Source organism: Pseudoalteromonas sp. NSLLW24 (assembly GCF_015864725.1).
Classification (GTDB): Bacteria; Pseudomonadota; Gammaproteobacteria; order Enterobacterales; family Alteromonadaceae; genus Pseudoalteromonas; species Pseudoalteromonas arctica.
Genome location: NZ_JADYWQ010000002.1, coordinates 146,104 through 169,468 on the forward strand (window position 1 = coordinate 146,104; position 23,365 = coordinate 169,468).

Here is a 23,365-nt window from a genome sequence, read left to right on the forward strand (position 1 = left end):
TCCAATGTTATGTAGAACTGCATGCGGTTGTTACTACTAAACCTAAACTCGAGAAATAAATTTAGCCTAAATATTTCATGCCGAGTTTAGGTTATTTACATAACGTTAATTGACTCAGATATCAGTAATTACAGCTTCGATACGTCGATTCGCAGCATTAGCTCTTACTGATATTTCGTTTACTCGAGGTTGATCAATACCGTACCCAAACGATTTAACACGTTTAGGTTCTACATCGAATTGCTTAATTAGAATTTCAGCAACGGCAAACGCACGTTTTTCAGATAGTTTACGGTTATATTTCCGATCTCCATCTAGAGAAGCATGACCTTGTATTTCAACCTGCTTATTTGGATTTTCTTTTAAAAAATCTGCAAGCCGACTAATTTCTTGAATATATTGAGGCCTTACATCGCTTGAGTCAGCAGAAAAAGGGATACCAATCTCTATATTCGAGGTTGATGCGCTATAAATTGTACAGCCAGATAAATCAACATTAGTTGACAGCGGCGTACTCGGACAAGTGTCTTGCTCGTTTGGTACGCCGTCACCATCATCATCTAAAAAGCTACTTTGTGTAGTGTCGGTTTCCAACGGTATATCTAAGTACCTTGGCATAGCGGTTACACTCATGTAGGCATTATCTTGCTTCGCTTTTTTTTGTAGAAATGCCTTGCGGCTAAAGGTGGTTGCTACATCGTAACTCGGACAAATATTTTGTGCGTTATGCACAATAGGATCGTCAGTTAGCTCTTTTAATGTAGGGTATTTACCTGACATTACGTCAAGTGCTGGCAATAATTTCCCCATTTCTTTTAGCATAGTTAAAATAGCCGATTGGCGGTCGTATAGCGCAACTATGTATGAACGTGTTGATTGGAACGATTCGTTTTCGGCATCAAGTACGTCTAGTAGAGTTCGTTGGCCTATATCAAATTGATCTTTATATGCAATTTTAACTTTAGTTGATGATTCGCGGTGTTGATTAAGCGCTGGCAACTTTTGCTCTAGTATAGTGACGTTGTAGTAGGCAATTTGCAGACTTTGACGAATATCAATACAGGCTTGATCTCGTTGATATTTTGCAATGTTTATATCTTGATAAGCTTGTTCTAAATTAGCGCTATCAAGACCACCGTTATACAAGTTATAACTAATATCTATGCCGACTCGCGCTTCTGTTCTGGTTTCATTTTGACCAAGCTCATCTCTATCTTGGCTACCGTAGCGGGCAGATAAATCTACGTTAGGATGAAAGGCCGCTTTTTGTGCTTTGGCGTTCGCTTTTTGCGCTTCAATATTATACAAAGAGGCATAAAATGAAGGGCTGTTTTTGTAGGCGACGTCTAGCGCTTGGTTAACCGAAATTGGTATATTGTTTTCATCAAGGTCAGCTTGCTTTATATCGTTCATAGGTAGCTCACCTACAACTCTTAGGTAGCGAGCGCTTACATCATGTAAATTAGAGTACTCCGTTAACACATTAGATTGCGCTAGAGATAAACGGCCACTAATTTGTTCTAGGTCTGCTGCGCGCGCTACACCGGCGCCTACGCTTTGCTCTATTTGTTGGTATACAGACTCGTGCTCTTGTAAATTAGCTTCTGCAAGTTGTACTAACTCCTTGAATTTTTGTACGTCAAGTAGTGCAATCGAGGCTTCAAGTGCTGTTTGTTCTGTTTGAGAAATAAGCTCAAAGTACCTAATAAGTTGAATACGTTTAAAACGGTCAACTGTATTAGATGTTCTAAAACCGTCATAAAGCATTTGAGTAACGCTTAATTCGGCTGTATTACGGTTATATTCTTCTTCAATACCGTAATTTCTTCTTTCATATCCTGCGCTCGCTGATACATCAACACTTGGTAAATAACCTGAACGGGCAGCATCCACTCCATAAATAGAAGATTTAAAAGCATGCCATGCTTCTTGTACTTCAGGATTGTTTTCAATCGCTTTACTTGAGACGTATGTAAGTGGCATTGCTGATTGTTCGTTTGCATGCACGTAGTTTGATAAAGTTACGGCTGTAATCGCTAATCCGATTAACATAGTCCCTTGATGCTTTTTAAAAGTGTTTTTTATAATCATTTCTTCCTCTTAGATCCTGTTAAGACCGAAAATACTCTTTTAAATATTTAGTAAAGGAGTGCTAATTTTGCAAGTAATCTTTTTGGACAGCATAAAAAAAAATTTCTACCACTTTTTTGTTGATTTTTTATTTTTGAATTTTTCTTCTAAACCTGTACTTGAGTCCAGTATCTATGTGCTTTTTTTGTTCTACCTTTAACTTATTAGATTGTTATTTTAAAAAGTTTGAGGGTACCTAAATGGAAGCAAATCAACTTGTAGTTATTGATATTCAGGGTTCGGCGGGTGTTGTGTTGGATGATGGATCAATAAGAGCGTTAAACGTTGGTGACATTATTACCGTAGGTGATTTAGTTGTTACTGCTATTAAGTCGTCGTTACAAATAGATGTGCAAGGTGAAACCTTATCTATACCCGCAAATCAAAAGGTAAAAATAACACCAGACCTATTAGCGAAAGAAGCAAGAGACTCTAGCGAAACAACTGTTTTTGATGAAAGTTTAGATGAAGCAATCGCAAGCTTAGACTTAGGTACAGAGCAAGACTCATCAACGGCGGCTAATTCAGATGTAACAGATTTTTTAGATGCATTAGAGGGTGATGGGGACATTTTAGATAATTTAGAGGCAACAGCCGCTGGTGGCGGTAATGCAGCTGGTGCCGATGGAGGTAGTTCGTTTGTACAGTTAACCCGAATTTCTGAAAGTGTTGATCCTAGTAGTGTTACTTTTGATTCTTCTTTTGATCAAAGCGCTACTGAAGCTTTTAATTTAAGAGATACCTCTGATGGTATTGTGCCTGACGCAACTTCGGCTTCTATTTCACTTAATGAGCTGGGCGTTACTAATTCATCACAACCAACAATTACCGGTACGAGTGAAAACTTAATTGGCGAAACGGTTAATGTAACGGTAACTGATGTTGATGGAAATTCTCAAGTAGTTAGTGTTGTGATTGGCCCTGATGGTACCTTTGAAATAACCCTACCAACTCCAATCGCAGATGGCCCTGTAACGGTTGTTGTTGAAGCAACAGACCCTGTTGGCAACCCTATAAACGACACTATTTCTATAGAAATTGATACAACACCTCCGCTTATTGCTATTGATCCTGTTGCCGATTCTGCTTCGCAAACAGTGACAGTAACAGGGACTGTATCTGGGTTGAACACTGGGGATAATGTGTCAGTCACGTTAACGGATAGTGCAGGTACGGTACAAACAATTGTTACTCAGGTTGATGCGCTAGGAAATTGGGTTATTACTACTACCTCACCTTTATCTGAAGGAGAGTTTAACGTAAGCGCAGTGGCGATTGATGCCGCTGGAAATCAAGCTGTAGATCAAGCTTTAGCGAATGTAGATTTAACTGCTCCGGTAATCACAGTAAATGTAACTGATGAAACAAATAACGCGACACCACCACTTGTTGGAACAACAAATGGGGTTCCTGAAGGCACGCAAGTAACAATTACTGTTACAGATAGTGCAGGACAAATACAAACATTAACAGCAGTTACTCAAGCCGATGGAAGCTGGAGTGTAGAAGTTGGGACTCCTTTGCCTGAAGGTGATTTTACGGTTGATGCACAAGTAAGCGACAGTGTAGGAAACTTAGCATTAGCAAGTGATTCAGGAGTAGTTGATTTAACGGCGCCTACGGTACAAATTAATAATATTAACGACACTCAAGACACCACGCCAACTATTACAGGTAACGCGCAAGATGTACCTGCTGGCTCTATTATTAGTGTGGTTATTACCGATTTTAATGGTCAAACTCAAACATTATTAACCCAAACTAACGCTGATGGGGATTGGTCTATCGACGTAACTACGCCATTGGCTGAAGGGCAGTTTGAGGTTGATGCAAGTGTAAGTGATGCTGCAGGTAATCAAGCCCAAGCAAATAACCAAGGTGTTGTTGATTTAACAAACCCAGATATTACCGTTACCGCAATTGCTGATACTAACGATACTACACCAACATTTTTAGGTAGGGTAGAAGACGCTCCAGCGGGCTCTGTAATTACAGTATTAGTAACCGATATTAACGGTAGCGTACAAACTTTAACTACTTTATTAAATGAAGATGGCACATGGGGTGTTGATGCTAATGAAATCTTGCCAGGTGGTGAGTTTACAGCAACTGCGTCAGTAACCGATGTAGCAGGTAATGAGGCTACTGCGCAAACAAACGGCGAAATAACGTTTGCTCCTATTTCAATTCAAATCGATGCAATTGCTAATACTAACGATACCACTCCATTTTTAAGTGGTAACACCGGTAATGTGCCTGCAGGTACAACCATTACTTTAACTATTACGGCAAGCGATGGGAGTACATTTACATTACTTGCAGTGACGCAAGAAGATGGTTCGTGGTCTGCACAAGTAACAACTCCTCTGCCTGAGGGCGACTTTACTGTAGTTGCAGCGGTTATAGATGACTCGGGCAATGAGGCGCAAGCAAGTGCAGTAGGTAATGTTGATTTAACTATAAGCATTAATTTTATTATTGATACTAACGATACAACACCAACAATTAGCGGCTCTACCCAAGACGTAGAACCTGGTGCGTTAGTAACCGTTACATTTACAGGAAGCGATGGCGTAGCAGAAACCGTGCAAGTAGTTACTGGTGCTGATGGAAGTTGGTCAGTTGAGGCAAGTAATGAATTAGTTGAAGGCCAGTTTAATGTGGTTGCAACTGTAACTGATGCTGCGGGTAATACAGCTTCTGCAAGCGAAACTGGAGAAATTGATTTAACCGACCCTGCAATCACGATTAATCCTATTGAGGATACGAATGATGTAACCCCATCAGTAAGTGGTAACGTAATTGATGTACCAGCAGGAACAGAAGTTACCTTAGTAATAATTGACAGTGAAGGCAATGAACAAACACTCACAACACTTACAAATGCCGATGGTACATATACAGCGGATATTATTGCAGATCTCAGTGAAGGAGATTTCACAGTAACAGCGAGTGTTAGTGATACTGCTGGCAATAGCAGTACTGCAACTGTTACAGGTACGGTTGATTTAACCGCACCAAGTGTGACTATTAACAATATTGCAGATACAAACGATACAACACCTACTCTTACCGGCTCTACCCAAGGTTTAGCATCGGGCAGTGAAGTGACTTTAACTGTTACCGATAGTCTAGGAGCTGAGCAACAGTTAGTTACTACTATAAGTGCGGATGGTACTTGGAGTATTGAGATTCCAACTGCTTTAAGTGAGGGGGATTTTACAGTAACAGCTAATGTATCTGATAATGCGGGTAACGCAGCTCAAGATTCACAATTAGGCTCAGTTGATACCACCCCTCCTTTAGTTGCAATAAATGACTTTGCTGATTCAAACGATACAACACCTACATTTAGCGGAACAACGAGTGATGTAGCACCGGGTAGCCTTGTTAGTGTTTTAGTTACTGATGCAAATGGTGAGTCTCAAACATTGACGGCGGTTGTGTCAGAAGATGGAACTTGGCAAGTTGGTGCAACTCAAGCTGTTGCTGAAGGCGACTTTACAATTACAGCAACAGTAACAGACGCTGCAGGTAATGAAGCAAGCGATACCGGTACTGGAACAATTGATTTATCAGCTCCAATTATAGCAATTAATACAATCCCAGATAGCGCCGATACTACTCCAACAATATCAGGTTCTGTACAAAATGTACCAGCCGGAACAACGGTTACATTAACATTGACGGACGCTGGTGGTAATACACAAACAATTACAACACAAACGTTAGCTGATGGTACCTGGACAGCTGATGCTATTAATGAGTTAGTTGAAGGTGACTTTGGCGTTAATGCCATCGTTAGCGATGAGGCAGGTAATCAAAGTGAAACTTCAGCACAAGGAACTATCGATAATACCGCACCAACTATTACGATTGATGCACTCGCTGATAGCAATGATACAACACCGACAATTTCTGGCACTGCAACGGGCGAGCCAGAGGGCACCGTTGTTACTATTACCGTGACTGATGAAGCAGGTAACCCACAAACCATCACTACAGAAGTACTCGCTGACGGCACTTTCACTGTTGATGTACCAGATGAATTAAGCGAAGGCGAATACAGCGTAGACGTATCAATCACTGATACTGCTGGTAACGAAAGTACAGAAGTAACAACGGGTACTATTGATACCTCAGCTCCTGTTATTACGATTGATGCACTGGCAGATAGCAACGACACCACACCGACAATTTCTGGCACAGCAACAGGTGAGCCAGAGGGCACAGTTGTTACTATTACGGTAACTGATGACGCTGGTAATCCACAAATAATTACTACTGAAGTACAAGCCGATGGCACCTTTAGTGTTGATGTGCTGAACGAATTAAGTGAAGGTGAATTTACTGTTGAGGTATCGGTTACAGATACTGCGGGCAATGAAACCACAGTAACTACGGCTGGCGAGGTTGATACTTTAGCACCGGTGATCACGATAGATGCACTGGCTGATAGTAACGACACCACCCCAACTATTTCAGGCACCGCAACGGGGGAGCCAGAGGGCACGGTTGTTACTATTACAGTTACTGATGAAGCAGGTAACCCACAAATCATTACCACTGAAGTACAAGCCGATGGCACCTTCAGTGTTGATGTACCAAACGAATTAAGTGAAGGTGAGTTTACTGTTGAGGTATCGGTTACCGACACTTCAGGTAATGAAACCACAGCAACTACAACTGGAGAAGTTGATACCGCTGCGCCATCAGTGATTATTGACCCTGTAGGTGATACTAATAATAACACCCCAACAATTTCAGGCACCGCAACGGGTGAGCCAGAAGGCACATTAGTTACAATTACGGTAACTGATGAAGCAGGTAATCCACAAATAATCATCACTGAAGTACAAGCCGATGGCACCTTTAGTGTTGATGTACCAAACGAATTAAGTGAAGGTGAGTTTACTGTTGAGGTATCGGTTACTGATACCGCAGGTAATGAAACCACAGCCACAACAACGGGAGAAGTTGATACCACAGCGCCAATAGTTACTATTAATGCGCTAGGCGATACGAGTGATACAACACCAACTATTTCAGGCACAGCTAGCGGTGAGCCAGCTGGTTCAACCGTAACTTTAACAGTGACCGATGCTAACGGTATAGTACAAATAATTACAGCAGAAGTAATTGCAGATGGAAGTTGGACTGTAGAAGTGTCCGCGGCTTTAGCTGAAGGAAGCTACTCTGTAGATGCAAGTATTAGTGATAGCGCTGGTAATGAAGGCACAGCAAGTGCTTCAGGCACAATTGATACAAGCGCATTGACCATTACCATTGATATTATTGGCGAAACTAACGATCAAACACCTCAAATAAATGGTGATACTTTTAATGCACAAGCTGGCTCTCAAGTTGAAGTTCAGATCACTGACTCAGCGGGTGCAATAATTACTTTAACCACAGTTGTTGATGAAAACGGTCTTTGGAGTGTTACTCCGCCAGCAAATTTAGCTGAGGGCACCATTTTAATTAGTGCGACAGTAACAGACATAGGTGGTGGAAGCGCAAATGCAGAGCTTGATGCTGTAATTGATATTACGCCTCCAACAATACAAGTTAATGAACTAGAAACTAGTAATGACACTACTCCAATTATTTCAGGTAGCACAACAGACGTAGCTTCAGGCACAGTTATAAATTTAACGGTTACTGATTCTCAAGGAGTTGTTCGTACATTTAGGACTACAACGGATGCCGATGGTAATTGGAGTGTTGAGCTTTCTCAAGAGTTGGCCTCGGGCGATTATTCTGTAGAAGCTGAAGTATCTGATGCTGCAGGAAATAGCGCTTCAACTACGGCTACCGGTAATATAGACACATCAGGACCTAGCTTAACCGTTGACTTTGAAGCTGTAACCAACGACTCAACGCCTACTATTTCAGGCACTAGTGATGCAGACGTTGGTACCAGTATCACGGTTGTTATTACAGATGAAAATGGAGTTGAACAAACACTTAGCACCACAGTAGATGCAAATGGTAACTGGGAAGTAACTCCACAAACAGATTTAAATGAAGGTGATAACACCATCGAAGTGAGTGTATCTGACGAAGCAGGAAATACGACAACAGTTACAGATACAATTACGTTAGACACACAAGCGCCAATACTCACCATTCAAAACGTAGGCGATGTCAGCGATTTAACACCTGAGCTGCAGGGCACTAGTAATGAAATTGGCGGCACCGTAACACTGACCATCACCGACAGCCAAGGCGCTGAGCAAACCTTCACCACCACCGTTGAAAGTGATGGCCACTGGAATATTGAAATTCCAGGTGCCCTTGCACAAGGTGACTTTAGCGTTGTTGCCAGCATCACTGATGCTGCAGGCAACGACACCACTGCCAACAGCAGTGGTAATGTAGATACTATTACACCCGTTATCACCGTTGATGCACTGGGTTTAGGCAACGACAGCACCCCAGTTGTTAGTGGTACCTCAACAGAGCCTGAAGGCACCGTTGTGAATATTGTTATCACAGACAGTAACGGCGATGAAACACCAATTACAGCCACAGTCGATGCGAACGGCAACTGGCAAGCAATCAGCCCTGAATTACCAGAGGGCAGCTACAGTGTGCAAGCCAGCATTACCGATGCCGCAGGTAACACCGATAGTGCCGTGCAATCGGGCACCATTGATAGCCTCGCGCCAACGCTTGTGCTTGATACCGTGGGCGCAACGAACGATAGCACCCCGACTATCAGCGGAAGTAGCAATGCGCCAGCGGGGACTGTTATTAGCATCAGCGTGAGTGATGGCACCACAACAGAAACGTTCACCGCGACAGTGCAAGCCGATGGCAGCTGGTCAGCGGATGTACCGAATGCACTGAGCGATGGTGAGCTCACCATTGAAGCTAGCGTTAGTGATAACGCCGGTAACACCACTACATTAAGTGAAACCGCCACACTTAACACCACGGCCCCAAGCATTAGTATTAATGCATTGGTTGATACCAACGACACCACCCCAACCATTAATGGTACAAGCGATGCGGCAGATGGCACCACCATTAGTTTAACGTTTGAAGACAGTGCAGGGAATATTACGACTGTTGATACGACCGTAACGGGCGGCGTATGGAGCGTCGATGCACCAAGCGTACTAGCAGAAGGCGAATATACTGTCACCGCAGAGGTAGACGATGGCCTAGGTAATATCGGCAGCGCCACAGAAGCAGGCGAGATTGACTTAACCGCACCAAGCCTTGTTATTGTAGACAATGGTGTTAGCAATGACACGACACCGACCATCTCGGGTACAAGCGATGCGCCACAAGGCAGTGAAGTCACTATTATTGTGACAGACAGTGCCGGTGCACAGCAAACCATTACCGCGACAGTTGGCGGAAGTGGCGCGTGGTCAGTCCCTGTTACGACAGCCCTTGCAGAAGGTAACTTCACCGTAAGCGCAAGCGTGAGCGATGTCGCTGGCAACGAAGCCAACGCCACAGGCACTGGTGAAATAGATACCATTGCACCGACCCTTGTACTTACCAGCCCAGGCTCAAGTAACGACGTAACCCCAACCTTAAGCGGCACCAGTGATGCGGTTGAAGGCACGGTTATTAACTTCACCGTAGTGGACGATCAAGGCAATACACAAACGTTCACCACCACGGTTGATGCTGATGGCAACTTCTCAGTAGAAGTACCGACTGCATTAGCTGAAGGGCCTTACAGCATTGAGGCGGCTATTAGCGATGTCGCGGGCAACAGCACAGACATCACTGGCAGCGGTAACATTGATACCACCGCACCAATCATTACCGTAGATGCGCCAGTATTAACGAACGACAGCACGCCTACAGTGACAGGGACTAGTGATGCACCTAATAGCACCATCACGGTTACGTTTACAGATGCAGCAAATGCCATCCAAAGCATTGATGTACAAACCGATGCTAATGGTAACTGGAGTGCGACACCAACAGGTACATTAGCTGAAGGGAACTACAGTGTCAGCGCCAGCATCACCGATGCCGCAGGCAACACAGGTACAGGTACAGATACAGGCGAAGTAGATATAACACCACCAGATTTAGCATTTACACCTACCTTCTTATTAGGTTCATTGGTGTTATTAAACGGCACCTCTGATTTACCGGCTGGCAGTGAAATTACCATTACTGAGCAACTTGTTGGCGGCGGTGTGGGCGTAAGTTACACCACAACCACTGACGCCAATGGTAACTGGTCACTGACTGGTATTGATATCTCATTACTGAACTTAGGCTCAGTGATCGCAACAGCGACCGATGCCGCAGGTAATACCCGTACAATTAGTTCAGATGACTTTGATAATACACCGCCGACACTCACTGTTGATGTTGCAGCACAAAGCGACAGCAACACGCCAATCATAAGCGGCACAAGCGATGCGGGTGAAGGCGCGCAAGTCACTATTGCAGTGACCGATAGCGATGGTAATTCACAAACTATCACCGCCCTTGTGGATGCAAACGGTGATTGGATCGCCACACCAGCGACACCATTAAGTGAAGGTCAAAGCACCATTGAAGTAAGTGTACGCGACAGTGTTGGCAACGAAACCACCGTGAGTGACACCACCACTATCGACACGCAAGCGCCACTACTCACCATTCAAAACGTAGGCGATGTTAGCGATTTAACACCTGAACTGCAGGGCACCAGTAATGAAATTGGTGGCACCGTTACACTCATCATCACCGACAGCGAAGGTGCTGTGCAAACCCTTGAAACCCTAGTTGGCAGCGATGGTCACTGGAATATTGAAATTCCAGGTGCCCTTGCACAAGGTGATTTTACTGTAAGCGCGAGTATTACCGATGCGGCAGGCAACGACACCACCGCGAGCAGCAGTGGTAATGTGGATACCATTACACCTGTTGTCACCGTTGACGCACTAGGCTTAGGCAACGACAGCACACCAGTGATTAGTGGTACCTCAACAGAGCCTGAAGGCACGGTTATAAACATTGTTATTACCGACAGCAACGGTGATGAACACCCAATCACTGCCACCGTGGATGCAAACGGCGATTGGCAAGCAACCAGCCTTGAATTACCAGATGGCAACTACACCGTACAAGCCAGTATCACCGATGATGCAGGCAACACCGGCGGCGCGACACAAACAGGCAACTTAGATACCTTAGCGCCGACACTGACGTTAGACACAGTAGGCGCCACTAATAACAGCACGCCGACAATTAGCGGGACATCGAACGCGCCAGTAGGCACGGTTATAACGATTAACGTCACGGATGCAGATAATACAGAAACGTTTATCGCAACAGTGCAAGCCGATGGCAGCTGGTCAGCAGATGTACCGAACACACTGACTGATGGTCCACTCACTATCGAAGCAAGCGTAAGCGACAGTGCAGGCAACACCACTACATTAAGTGAAAACGCAACACTCAACACCACGGCGCCAAGCATCAGTATTAATGCACTGGTTGACACCAACGACACCACCCCAACCATTAATGGTACAAGCGATGCGGCAGATGGCACCACCATTAGTTTAACGTTTGAAGACAGTGCAGGGAATATTACGACTGTTGATACGACCGTAACGGGCGGTGTATGGATCGTAGACGCACCAACTGATTTAGCCGAAGGCGAATATACTGTCACCGCAGAGGTAGACGATGGCCTAGGTAATATCGGCAGCGCCACCGAAACAGGCGAGATTGACTTAACCGCACCAAGCCTTGTTATCACCGACAACGGTGTAGGCAACGACACCACGCCAACGATTGCAGGTACCAGCGATGCACCGCAAGGCAGTGAAGTAACCATTGTTGTCACCGACAGCAACGGCGCAGCGCAAACAATAAATGCCACCGTGCTTGCTAATGGTACGTGGTCAATTCCTGTACCGGTAGCACTTGCAGAAGGTGCATACACCGTAAGCGCGAGTGTTGAAGATGTGGCAGGCAACGACACCACCGCCACAGGCGCTGGTGAAATAGATACCACCGCACCGACACTTGTACTTACCAGCCCAGGCTCAAGTAGTGACATCACCCCAACACTCAGCGGAACAAGCGATGCGGTTGAAGGCACGGTTATTAACTTCATGGTTGTGGACGATCAAGGCAATACACAAACCTTTACGACCACTGTGGATGCCGATGGCAACTTCTCAGTGGAAGTACCGACTGCCTTGGCAGAAGGGCCGTACACGATCACCGCCAGCATCAGCGATGTGGCAGGTAACAGCACCGATATTACAGGCAACGGCACAATAGACACGACCGCGCCAAGCATTACCGTGGATGCGCCAGTACTCACCAATGACACCACACCTACAGTGACAGGCACCAGTGATGCGCCTAACAGCACCATTACCGTTACGTTTACCGATGCAGAAAATGCCACTCAAAGCATTGATGTACAAACCGATGCCAATGGTAACTGGAGCGCGACACCAACGATTGATTTAGCCGAAGGGAGCTACAGTGTTAGCGCCAGCATTACCGATGCGGCAGGTAATACCGGCACAGGCACAGACAGTGGTGAAGTGGATATTACTCCACCGGCACTTGCCTTTACGCCGACCTTTGAGCTTGGCTTATTAGTCACATTAAGTGGTACGTCTGACTTGCCAGCAGGTAGTGAAATTACTATTACCGAGCAACTTGTTAACGGGGGTATTGGTGCAACTTATACCACTACAACCGATGCGGATGGCAACTGGTCATTAGTCGGATTAGATGTATCGTTACTTGATGTTGGCTCAGTGATCGCAACAGCGACCGATGCAGCAGGTAACACGCGTACAATTAGCTCAGACGACTTTGATAACACACCACCAACGCTTACTGTTGAGGTTGACGCACAAAGCGACAGCAACACGCCAATCATAAGCGGTACAAGTGATGCGGGTGAAGGCGCGCAAGTGACGATTGTGGTTACCGACAGCAACGGCAACCCACAAACTATCACCGCCCTTGTGGATGCAAACGGTGATTGGAGCGCCACACCAGCGACACCATTAAGTGAAGGTCAAAGCACCATTGAAGTAAGTGTACGCGACAGTGTTGGCAATGAAACCACCGTGAGTGACACCACGACTATCGACACGCAAGCGCCAACGCTCACCATTCAAAACGTAGGCGATGTTAGCGATTTAACACCAGAGCTTCAGGGCACCAGTAATGAAATTGGTGGCACTGTCACACTCACTATCACGGATAGCGCAGGTGCTGTGCAAACCATTGATACGATAGTTGACAGCGATGGCCACTGGGTTATTGAAGTATCAAACGCGCTTGCCCAAGGCGACTTCACAGTTGTTGCGAGCATTACCGATGCCGCAGGCAACGAAACCACCGCGAGCAGCAGTGGTAACGTAGACACCATTACACCGGTTGTCACCGTTGATGCACTGGGCCTGGGTAACGACAGCACCCCAGTTGTTAGTGGTACCTCAACAGAGCCTGCAGGCACGGTTATAAACATTGTTATTACCGACAGCAACGGTGATGAACACCCAATCACCGCCACCGTGGATGCAAACGGTGACTGGCAAGCAACCAGCCCTGAATTACCAGATGGCAGCTACACCGTACAAGCCAGTATCACCGATGATGCAGGCAACACCGGCGGCGCTACACAAACAGGCAACTTAGATACCTTAGCGCCGACACTGACGTTAGACACAGTCGGTGCCACGAATAACAGCACACCAACAATTAGCGGGACATCGAACGCGCCAGTAGGCACGGTTATAACGATTAACGTCACGGATGCAAATAATACAGAAACGTTCACTGCAACAGTGCAAGCAGATGGCAGCTGGTCAGCGGATGTACCGAACGCGCTAACTGATGGTCCACTCACTATCGAAGCAAGCGTCAGTGACAGTGCAGGCAACACCACCACGTTAAGTGAAGGCGCAACATTAGATACCAACGCACCGAGTATTAATATTGATGCATTAATGGATACAAATGATACAACGCCGAATGTGAGCGGTACCAGCAGTGCAGCAAATGGCACTATTATCACCGTCAGTTTCACGGACAGTAATGACATAGCAAACACGGTACAAACAACTGTTACAGACGGTATCTGGAGTGTTGAAGCTCCTGTTGACTTAGCTGAAGGCAGTTATGAAGTTGAAGCGAGTGTTACAGATGGAAGCGGCAATACAAGTACAGCAACAGAAAATGGCGTAGTGGATACGACCATTCCTAATATTGCCGTAAATGATGTAACCGTGACTGATGACACAACACCTACGATCACCGGCACAGCGAATGCGCCACAAGGCAGCACCGTGAGCGTTGAAATCACCGACAGTAATAATATTACTCATACCGTAACGACCACATTAGGGGTTAATGGCACATGGAGCGTAGCAGCCACGCAAGTACTGGCTGAAGGCACCTTTACACTGAGCGCCAGTGTGAGCGATGCCGCAGGCAACGAAGCCACTGCCACAGGCACTGGTGAAATAGATACCATTGCACCGACACTTGTACTTACCAGTCCAGGCTCAAGTAGTGACATCACCCCAACACTCAGCGGAACAAGCGATGCGGTTGAAGGCACGGTTATTAACTTCACCGTTGTGGATGATTTAGGTAGCTCACAAACGTTCACCACCACTGTGGATGCCGATGGCAACTTCTCTATAGAAGTACCGACTGCACTGGCAGAAGGGCCGTACACGATCACCGCTAACATCAGCGATGTGGCAGGTAACGGCACCAACATTACAGGCAACGGCACCATTGATACCACAGCACCAAGTGTGAGTGTAGATGCGCCAGTATTAACAAATGACAGCACGCCAACAGTGACAGGCACCAGTGATGCACCTAATAGCACCATTACCGTTACGTTTACAGATGCAGCGAATGCTACTCAAAGCATTGATGTACAAACCGATGCTAATGGTAACTGGAGTGCGACACCAACAGGTACATTAGCTGAAGGTAATTACAGCGTCAGCGCCAGCATCACCGATGCCGCAGGCAACACAGGTACAGGTACATATACGGGCGAAGTAGACGTAACCCCGCCAGCACTTGCCTTTACACCAACGTTTGAGCTTGGTTTATTAATTACCCTAAGCGGCACCTCTGATTTGCCAGTAGGCAGTGAAATTACTATTACCGAGCAACTGGTAGGCGGTGGTATTGGTGCAACATATACCACTACAACAGATGCGGATGGCAACTGGTCATTAGTCGGATTAGATGTATCATTACTTGATGTTGGCTCAGTGATCGCAACAGCGACCGATGCCGCAGGTAATACCCGTACAATTAGCTCAGACGACTTTGATAATACACCACCGACACTCACTGTTGATGTTGCAGCACAAAGCGACAGCAACACGCCAATCATAAGCGGTACAAGTGATGCGGGCGAGGGGGCACAAGTGACTATCGTAGTGACCGACAGCGCAGGCAACCCGCAAACCATCACCGCCCTTGTGGATGCAAACGGTGATTGGATCGCCACACCAGCGACACCATTAAGTGAAGGTCAAAGCACCATTGAAGTAAGTGTGCGCGACAGTGTCGGCAATGAAACCACCGTGAGTGACACCACGACTATCGACACGCAAGCGCCACTACTCACCATTCAAAACGTGGGCGATGTCAGCGATTTAACACCAGAGCTTCAGGGCACCAGTAATGAAATTGGTGGCACTGTTACACTCACTATCACAGATAGCGCAGGTGCTGTGCAAACCATTGATACAATAGTTGACAGCGATGGTCACTGGGCAATCGAAGTATCGACAGCCCTTGCACAAGGTGAGTTTAGCGTTGTTGCCAGCATTATCGATGCCGCAGGCAACGAGAGTACCGCAAACAGCAGTGGTAATGTAGATACCATCACACCAGTTGTCACCGTTGATGCACTGGGTTTGAGTAACGACAGCACCCCAGTGATTAGTGGTACCTCAACAGAGCCTGCAGGCTCTGTTGTAAATATTGTTATTACCGACAGTAACGGTGATGAGCACCCAATCACCGCTACTGTGGATGCAAACGGTGATTGGCAAGCAACTAGCCCTGAATTACCAGATGGAAGCTACACCGTACAAGCCAGTATCACCGATGATGCAGGTAACACTGGCGGCGCCACACAAACTGGCAGCTTAGATACCTTAGCGCCGACACTGACGTTAGACACAGTAGGCGCCACTAATAACAGCACGCCAACAATTAGCGGGACATCAAACGCGCCAGCAGGCACGGTTATAACGATTAACGTCACGGATGCAGATAATACAGAAACGTTCACCGCGACAGTACAAGCCGATGGCAGTTGGTCAGCGGATGTACCGAACGCGCTAACTGATGGTCCACTCACTATCGAAGCAAGCGTAAGCGACAGTGCAGGAAACACCACCACATTAAGTGAAACCGCGACACTCAACACCACCGCGCCGAGCATTAGCATTAATGCCTTGGTTGATACCAACGACACCACACCAACCATTAATGGTGCAAGTGATGCAGCCGATGGCACCACTATCAGCTTAACGTTTGAAGACAGTGCAGGGAATATTACGACTGTTGATACGACCGTAACGGGTGGTGTATGGAGCGTCGATGCACCAAGCGTACTAGCCGAGGGCGAATATACGGTCACCGCAGAGGTAGACGATGGCCTAGGTAATATCGGCAGCGCCACCGAGACAGGTCTGATAGACCTTACTGGCCCGAGCCTTGTTATTACCGACAATGGTGTAGGCAACGACACCACGCCAACGATTGCAGGCAGTAGTGATGCACCGCAAGGCAGTACGGTAACGGTTATAGTGACAGATAGCAGTGGCACACCACAAACAATGAGCGCCACCGTACTTGCCAATGGCACATGGTCAATCCCTGTACCGATAGCACTCGCAGAAGGTAACTTCACCGTAAGCGCAAGCGTGAGCGATACGGCAGGCAACGAAGCCACCGCCACAGGCACTGGTGAAGTAGATACCACTGCACCGACACTTGTGCTTACCAGCCCAGGTTCAAGTAATGACATCACTCCGACACTTAGCGGCACAAGTGATGCCGTTGAAGGCACGGTTATTAACTTCACGGTTGTGGACGATCAAGGCAATACACAAACCTTTACGACCACTGTGGATGCTGATGGCAACTTCTCGGTGGAAGTACCGACTGCATTGGCTGAAGGACCATACAGCATCGAAGCAAGTATTAGCGATGTGGCAGGTAACAGCACCGATATTACCGGCAACGGCACAATAGACACGTCCGCGCCAAGCATTACCGTGGATGCGCCAGTATTAACAAACGACAGCACGCCAACAGTGACAGGCACCAGTGATGCACCTAGCAGCACCATCAAGGTGACGTTTACAGATGCAGCGAATGCAGTGCAAACTATTGATGTACAAACCGATGCTAATGGTAACTGGAGTGTAACGCCAAGCGGCGATTTAGCGGAAGGTAATTACAGCGTCAGCGCCAGCATCACCGATGCCGCAGGCAATACAGGCAGGGGTACAGACACTGGCGAAGTCGATATAACCGCTCCGGATCTTGAAATTATTCCATCGTTTTTATTAGGTAATTTAGTTTCTCTTTCGGGGGATTCTGATCTACCAGGGGGTTCTGTGATCACTATCACAGAGTACCTAGTTGGTGGGTTAGTTGGCGCAACTTATACAGCGACAACAAATCCTGATGGTACGTGGGGGCTTGCAAACATAACAGTACCTTTACTAAATCTTGCCTATGTAACTGCCAGTGCAACGGATGCCGCTGGTAATGTTAGAACAATCAATACACTTGATTTTGATAACGTAGCGCCAGACCTAACAGTTAGTGTCGATGCTTTATCTAATGACAGTACGCCAGTAATTAGCGGCACCACCGATATGGGGCAAGGCACTGTAATTAATATAACCGTGACTGATAGTGAAGGAGAAAGCCAAGCGTTTACTGCGACAGTTCAAGCCGGTGGCGACTGGTCTGTTGCTGTACCTGCAGAGCTAGCGCAAGGTCAATATACCGTTGTTGCAGAGGTTAGAGACAGTGTTGGTAACTTAACAACGCAGCAGGCTCAAGGTGAAATAGACAGCGTTGATCCTACATTAATTGTGAACGAAGTTAACGCGACAATAGATACAACACCTACAATTTCAGGCACAAGTAATGAGATAGGTGCAGATGTAAGCATTATTATTGGTGGTCAAACACTAACAACAACTGTGGGTACTGATGGCAATTGGCAAGTAGATGTCCCCGTAGCACTTGTTGATGGTGATTATACGGCGCAAGTAAGTATTACCGATGACGCTAATAATATCAGCAGCACGACTATTGATTTAACAATTGATACCCAAGTACCTGTTATTGTACTTAATGATATAACTGTATTTAACACTAATACACCAATTGTAAGTGGTACTTCAACTGAACCACAGAATACGGTGGTCGATATAGTCATTACAGATAGCAATAATGACACACACATTTTAACCGCAATAGTTGATGCTAACGGCGATTGGCAAGTTACGGCGCCAAGCTTGCCAGATGGCAATTATGATGTAGAGGTAAGTATTACCGATGATGCTGGCAATCAAGGTTTGGCTACAGGCTCGAGCTTTATTGATACTCAAGCACCAAGTATTTCTATAAACGCATTAGGTACAATTAATAACAGCACGCCAACTATTTCAGGCACATCCAATGAACCTGAAAACACGAGTATTACAGTAACTGTGACCGATGGAGATAGTACCGAGACTTACACAACTGTTGTTGGTGCAGGAGGTGCTTGGAGTGCAAATATAACAGACGCACTGACTGATGGTGAAGTTACAGTTTCTGCAAGTGTTACTGATGCCGCAGGGAATGAATCAGTTGCAAATAGTACCGCAACTTTAAATACCAATGCGCCTACAATTAATATTAATACAATTGTTGATACGAACGATCAAACACCAGCAATATCGGGCACAAGTAGTGCGGCAGATAACACAGACATCACGGTTGTCATAACTGACGTTAATAACATTTCACATACTGTAACTACAACTGTGGTAGGTGGGATTTGGAGTGTTGATGCGACAAGTATTCTTCCTGAAGGTGAGTTTACTGTTTCGGCAAGTGTAACTGAAGGAAGCTTAACGAGTAATACAACAGGTAGCGGTGTTATCGATTTAACCGCGCCAACGCTTAGTATTACGCCGCTTGTAACTTTAAATGATACAACGCCTACAATTTCAGGCACAACAACCGCACCGCAAGGCGCATTAATTATTATTTTAATTACTGATAGCTTAGGTGCAGAGCAAACGGTTAATGCTATGGTTGGTGCAAATGGCACATGGTCAGTCGCTGCAAGTACAGAGTTGAGCGAGGGCATTTACACGGTTTTAGCTTCAACAACAGATACTGCCGGTAATCCTGTAAACACAAGTATTACAGGGGAAGTTGACATAACAGCGCCAGTTGTGATCATTAACGATATTGCTGGAAGTACCGATCTAACTCCAAGTATTTCAGGGAATGTGACAGGTGCCATGGTAGGTGATGCAGTCGCTGTGGTATTTACCGATGCACTAGGGAATAAGCATACTGTAAATACAACAGTTCAAACTGGTGGTATATGGTCTGTAGAGGCAAGTAGTTCTCTTTCACAAGGAGGTTATTCAGTTGAAGTATTTGTTACTGATAGCGCTGGTAATACTGGGGACGCAACAAATACTGCAACTATTGATACAATTGCTCCCGAAATTAGTATTAATCAAAGTTCATTAATACTAACTCAAGATAGCACTCCATTGATTACAGGTACGTCTAACGAGGCAAATACAAACGTTATTGTTACCTTTACTGATTCTGCTGGAGTTTCTCATCAAATGACCGTTCAAACCGATGGCAATGGAGACTGGCAAGCGGCTGCTAATAATATTTTAGCTGACGGTGTTTACAGTGTTAGTGCAACTATTAGCGATGCTGCGGGCAATACTTCGGTCGACAATAAAGCCGGTGGTGAGGTTGATACCGTGGGACCAGAGCTAACAATTGTGCCTTCGTTCCTATTAGGTCAGTTGGTTTCTTTATCTGGCACCTCTGATTTAGGTGAGGGTAAAACAGTTACTGTTACTTTAGAGCTTGCAGGTGATTTACTTGATTTAACATACGATGTAACCACAGATGCAAATGGTGATTGGGAGCTATTAGGCCTAGCAGTTAATGTTATTGGTCTATCAGTTGTTGAAGCCTCTGCAACCGATGAAGCGGGTAACACCACCACTATTACGACTGCAGATGTAGATGCTTCAACGCCGTTACTTAATGCGGTGGTTGACTTTGCTACTGGTGAGGGCGATTTACCAATAATTAGCGGTACGACCGACCAAGCCCCAGGCACCGAAGTGCTAGTTAGAGTGGTAGATAGCGAAAATGTAGTACAAGAGCTTACGGCTATAGTGCAAGCCGATAATACGTGGGCTGTACAAGTTCCTCAATCATTGGCTGAAGGAGTGTTTAAAGTCACTGTTAATGTGTTAAGTGAAGTAGGTATTACTACGACGCAGCTACTTACGGATGTGGTGGATACAATATCGCCAACACTTGGCTTAGAGGTTATTGGCACAACATCAGATTCAACGCCAATTATCCAAGGTACCAGTGATTTAATTAATGGTGTTGTTGAAATACAACTTGATGGTGGTTCAGTTTTAACCACTACGGTTAATGCAGCTGGGTTATTTTCACTCGAGGTAGATGCATTATCTGAAGGGCAACACGTTGCTAATGTGAGTATTACTGATAATGCAGGTAATGTAGTTACCGATACGCTTGAATTCGTCGTTGATACGCTAGTACCAGTGGTTGGAATTTTACCACTGAGCATTAGCAATACCGATTTATTAGAAATTTCAGGTACATCGGAAGAAGAACCAGGTACAGATATTGACGTAACTGTTATTGGTAGTAATGGTGAAAAAACGGTATTTAATACCTTAATTGGTAGCGATGGCAAGTGGTCTTTAGTAACTACTAGCTTATCAGATGGTATATATACTGTTTCTGCAAGTATAACTGACGCCGCAGGCAATACTGGGCAGTCGGCCATTGAGCAAGTAACCATAGATACTATAGCGCCAGCGCTAGGGATTGATGCGTTTGGTGTACTTAATACGCTAACACCTACTATTGAAGGGACAAGCGATGAAGAGGTAGGAAGTTTAATTACCGTAAATATTACTGACTCTACAGATACATTATATGTAGTTACCACTTCGGTATTAGGAGACGGAACATGGCTTATTGTTACTCCTTTACTTGCTGAAGGTGACTTAACAATTGAGGCAATAAGTACAGATGATGCTGGGAATATAACAACAGTTACGCAAACGGGCACTATTAGTACAACCTTACCAGGTTTGTTAATTAATCAAATTGTAGATACAAGCGATACAACGCCAACAATTACAGGTACCACAGATATATTAGCAGGTGACGTACAGGTAGTTATTACCGATAGTAGCGGTACAGCAACGACATATAACACCCAAGCTATTGCAGGTGTATGGACTCTAATACCTACAACACCATTAGCTGAAGGTGCCTTTACTGTAAGTGCTACAGTTGAAAACTTAGGGCTTACAAGTTCTACAAGCCTAGGTGGCATTATTGATTTAACACCACCAACAGTTGAAGTTAACCAGTTACCTGTTACTAATAACCCGTTACCAACAATTACAGGTACAAGTGATGCACCAGCAGGTACAAATGTGAGTGTTGTTATTACCGATGCTAATAATGATTCACAAACTATTACCGCTCAAGTTTCAGGCAATGGCACATGGTCAGTAACAGCTACCACCGCGCTTAGTGAAGGTAGCTTTAATGCAACAGCATCAATAAGCGATACAGCGGGTAACTCTGCTAGCGATACTATGGTGTCAAGCACAGACTACACAGCGCCAACTGTAGTCATAGATCCAATATTGGTAGGGCAAGATATAACACCTACTGTTACAGGGTCAGTAACTGGAAGTTTTGCAGGCGCGTTAGTAATCGTTATGTTTACTGATTCAGCTGGTGCCACTCACAATGTTCAAACAACAGTTGAGCCTGATGGAACTTGGAGCGTGACCTCTACAGAAGTACTTCCTGAGGGCAACTACAGCGTTGATGTAAGCATTGCTGATGGTGCAGGTAATATCGGAGAAGGATCAGCAAGCAGTGCCGTTGATTCAGGAATCACAATCGATTCAGGATTGGTACTAACTATAGATCAAAACCCAGTTATAACAGGTACAGCCGCTCCTGGTGAGTCTGTAACTGTTACCTTTAGTGGCGCTACAGAGGCAACGGAAACAGTAACTGCTGATGCATCTGGTGAGTGGAGCGTAACAGCTAATACTACCTTAGCTGATGGGACTTATACTGTAACAGCTGTAGCGACCGATAGTTCTGGAAACGCAACATCAAGCGGTAGTTTATCTGGATTGGTTATTGATACTACACCGATTAACTTTACAGTAGAACCTGAGTACTTACTTAATTTATTGGGTATAGGGATATTGGTTGGTTACGAAGGTACATCTGATGGCGGTGAGGGAAGTAAGGTCTATATTTTCGACTCATTAGTTTTAGGCATTGATTTAGCTTTAACTTCAGCGCCATATGCAGTTGTAGATGCTCAAGGTAATTGGGACTCTACTAATTTAGATCTGAATCTTTTAGGTTTACTGGGTACAGGTCTTGAAAACACGTATTTCTATACTGTGGACGAAGCTGGTAATTACCAAGTTAAAAATGGTAATGATGTGTTTATCGAGTCCGGCAATATTTACACCTCTGAATCAGGCTCAGCCTCTGGCGACACAATCCCTGCATCATTTAGCGAAGAGTCGGCTCTAGGCGATACAATCTCTAATGAAGTTTCAAGCAACAACATATTAAGTACTGAAACTATTGATTTAGGTAACTTGAGTGGTCTATCAACACCTGAGCAAACGGTGCAAATGAGTTCGGCGGAGCCGCTTAATATTGATGATGTAATCATTAACGAAGATGCAGAGCAGCTTATAGCGCTAAATACACTGGTTGAAGACGAAGGTTCTGCAATTGCTTATACCCCAGCCCAAAGCGGGGGAAGCATTGATACAGCAGCACCTGCGGTTGATGTACAAAATCAATCGGAAGAGATGATTAAACACTTAATTGAAAGTAGTAATAATCAAACGGATATTTAATACCAATAAAGCCC

At 45.3% G+C, this 23,365-nt stretch carries 2 protein-coding genes; one reads left to right on the forward strand and one right to left on the reverse strand.

Features of this window, described 5'->3' with window-relative positions; genetic code table 11:
* Positions 1-114: 114 nt before the first annotated feature.
* Complete coding sequence (locus tag I6E72_RS02285; protein ID WP_197110937.1) at positions 115-2,091, reverse strand: TolC family outer membrane protein; 1,977 nt, start codon at positions 2,089-2,091, stop codon at positions 115-117.
* 239 nt (positions 2,092-2,330) lie between these two features.
* Here I6E72_RS02285 and I6E72_RS02290 point away from each other — a divergent pair, with 239 nt between their 5' ends.
* Entirely contained in the window at positions 2,331-23,351 is a 21,021-nt protein-coding gene (locus I6E72_RS02290) for an Ig-like domain-containing protein (RefSeq protein WP_197110939.1), read from the forward strand.
* Positions 23,352-23,365: the final 14 nt, after the last annotated feature.

Coding starts and splice junctions, on each gene's coding strand:
- I6E72_RS02285 (WP_197110937.1), bottom strand. CDS start 2,091: ATGATTATAAAAAACACTTTTAAAAAGCATCAAGGGACTATGTTAATC.
- I6E72_RS02290 (WP_197110939.1), top strand. CDS start 2,331: ATGGAAGCAAATCAACTTGTAGTTATTGATATTCAGGGTTCGGCGGGT.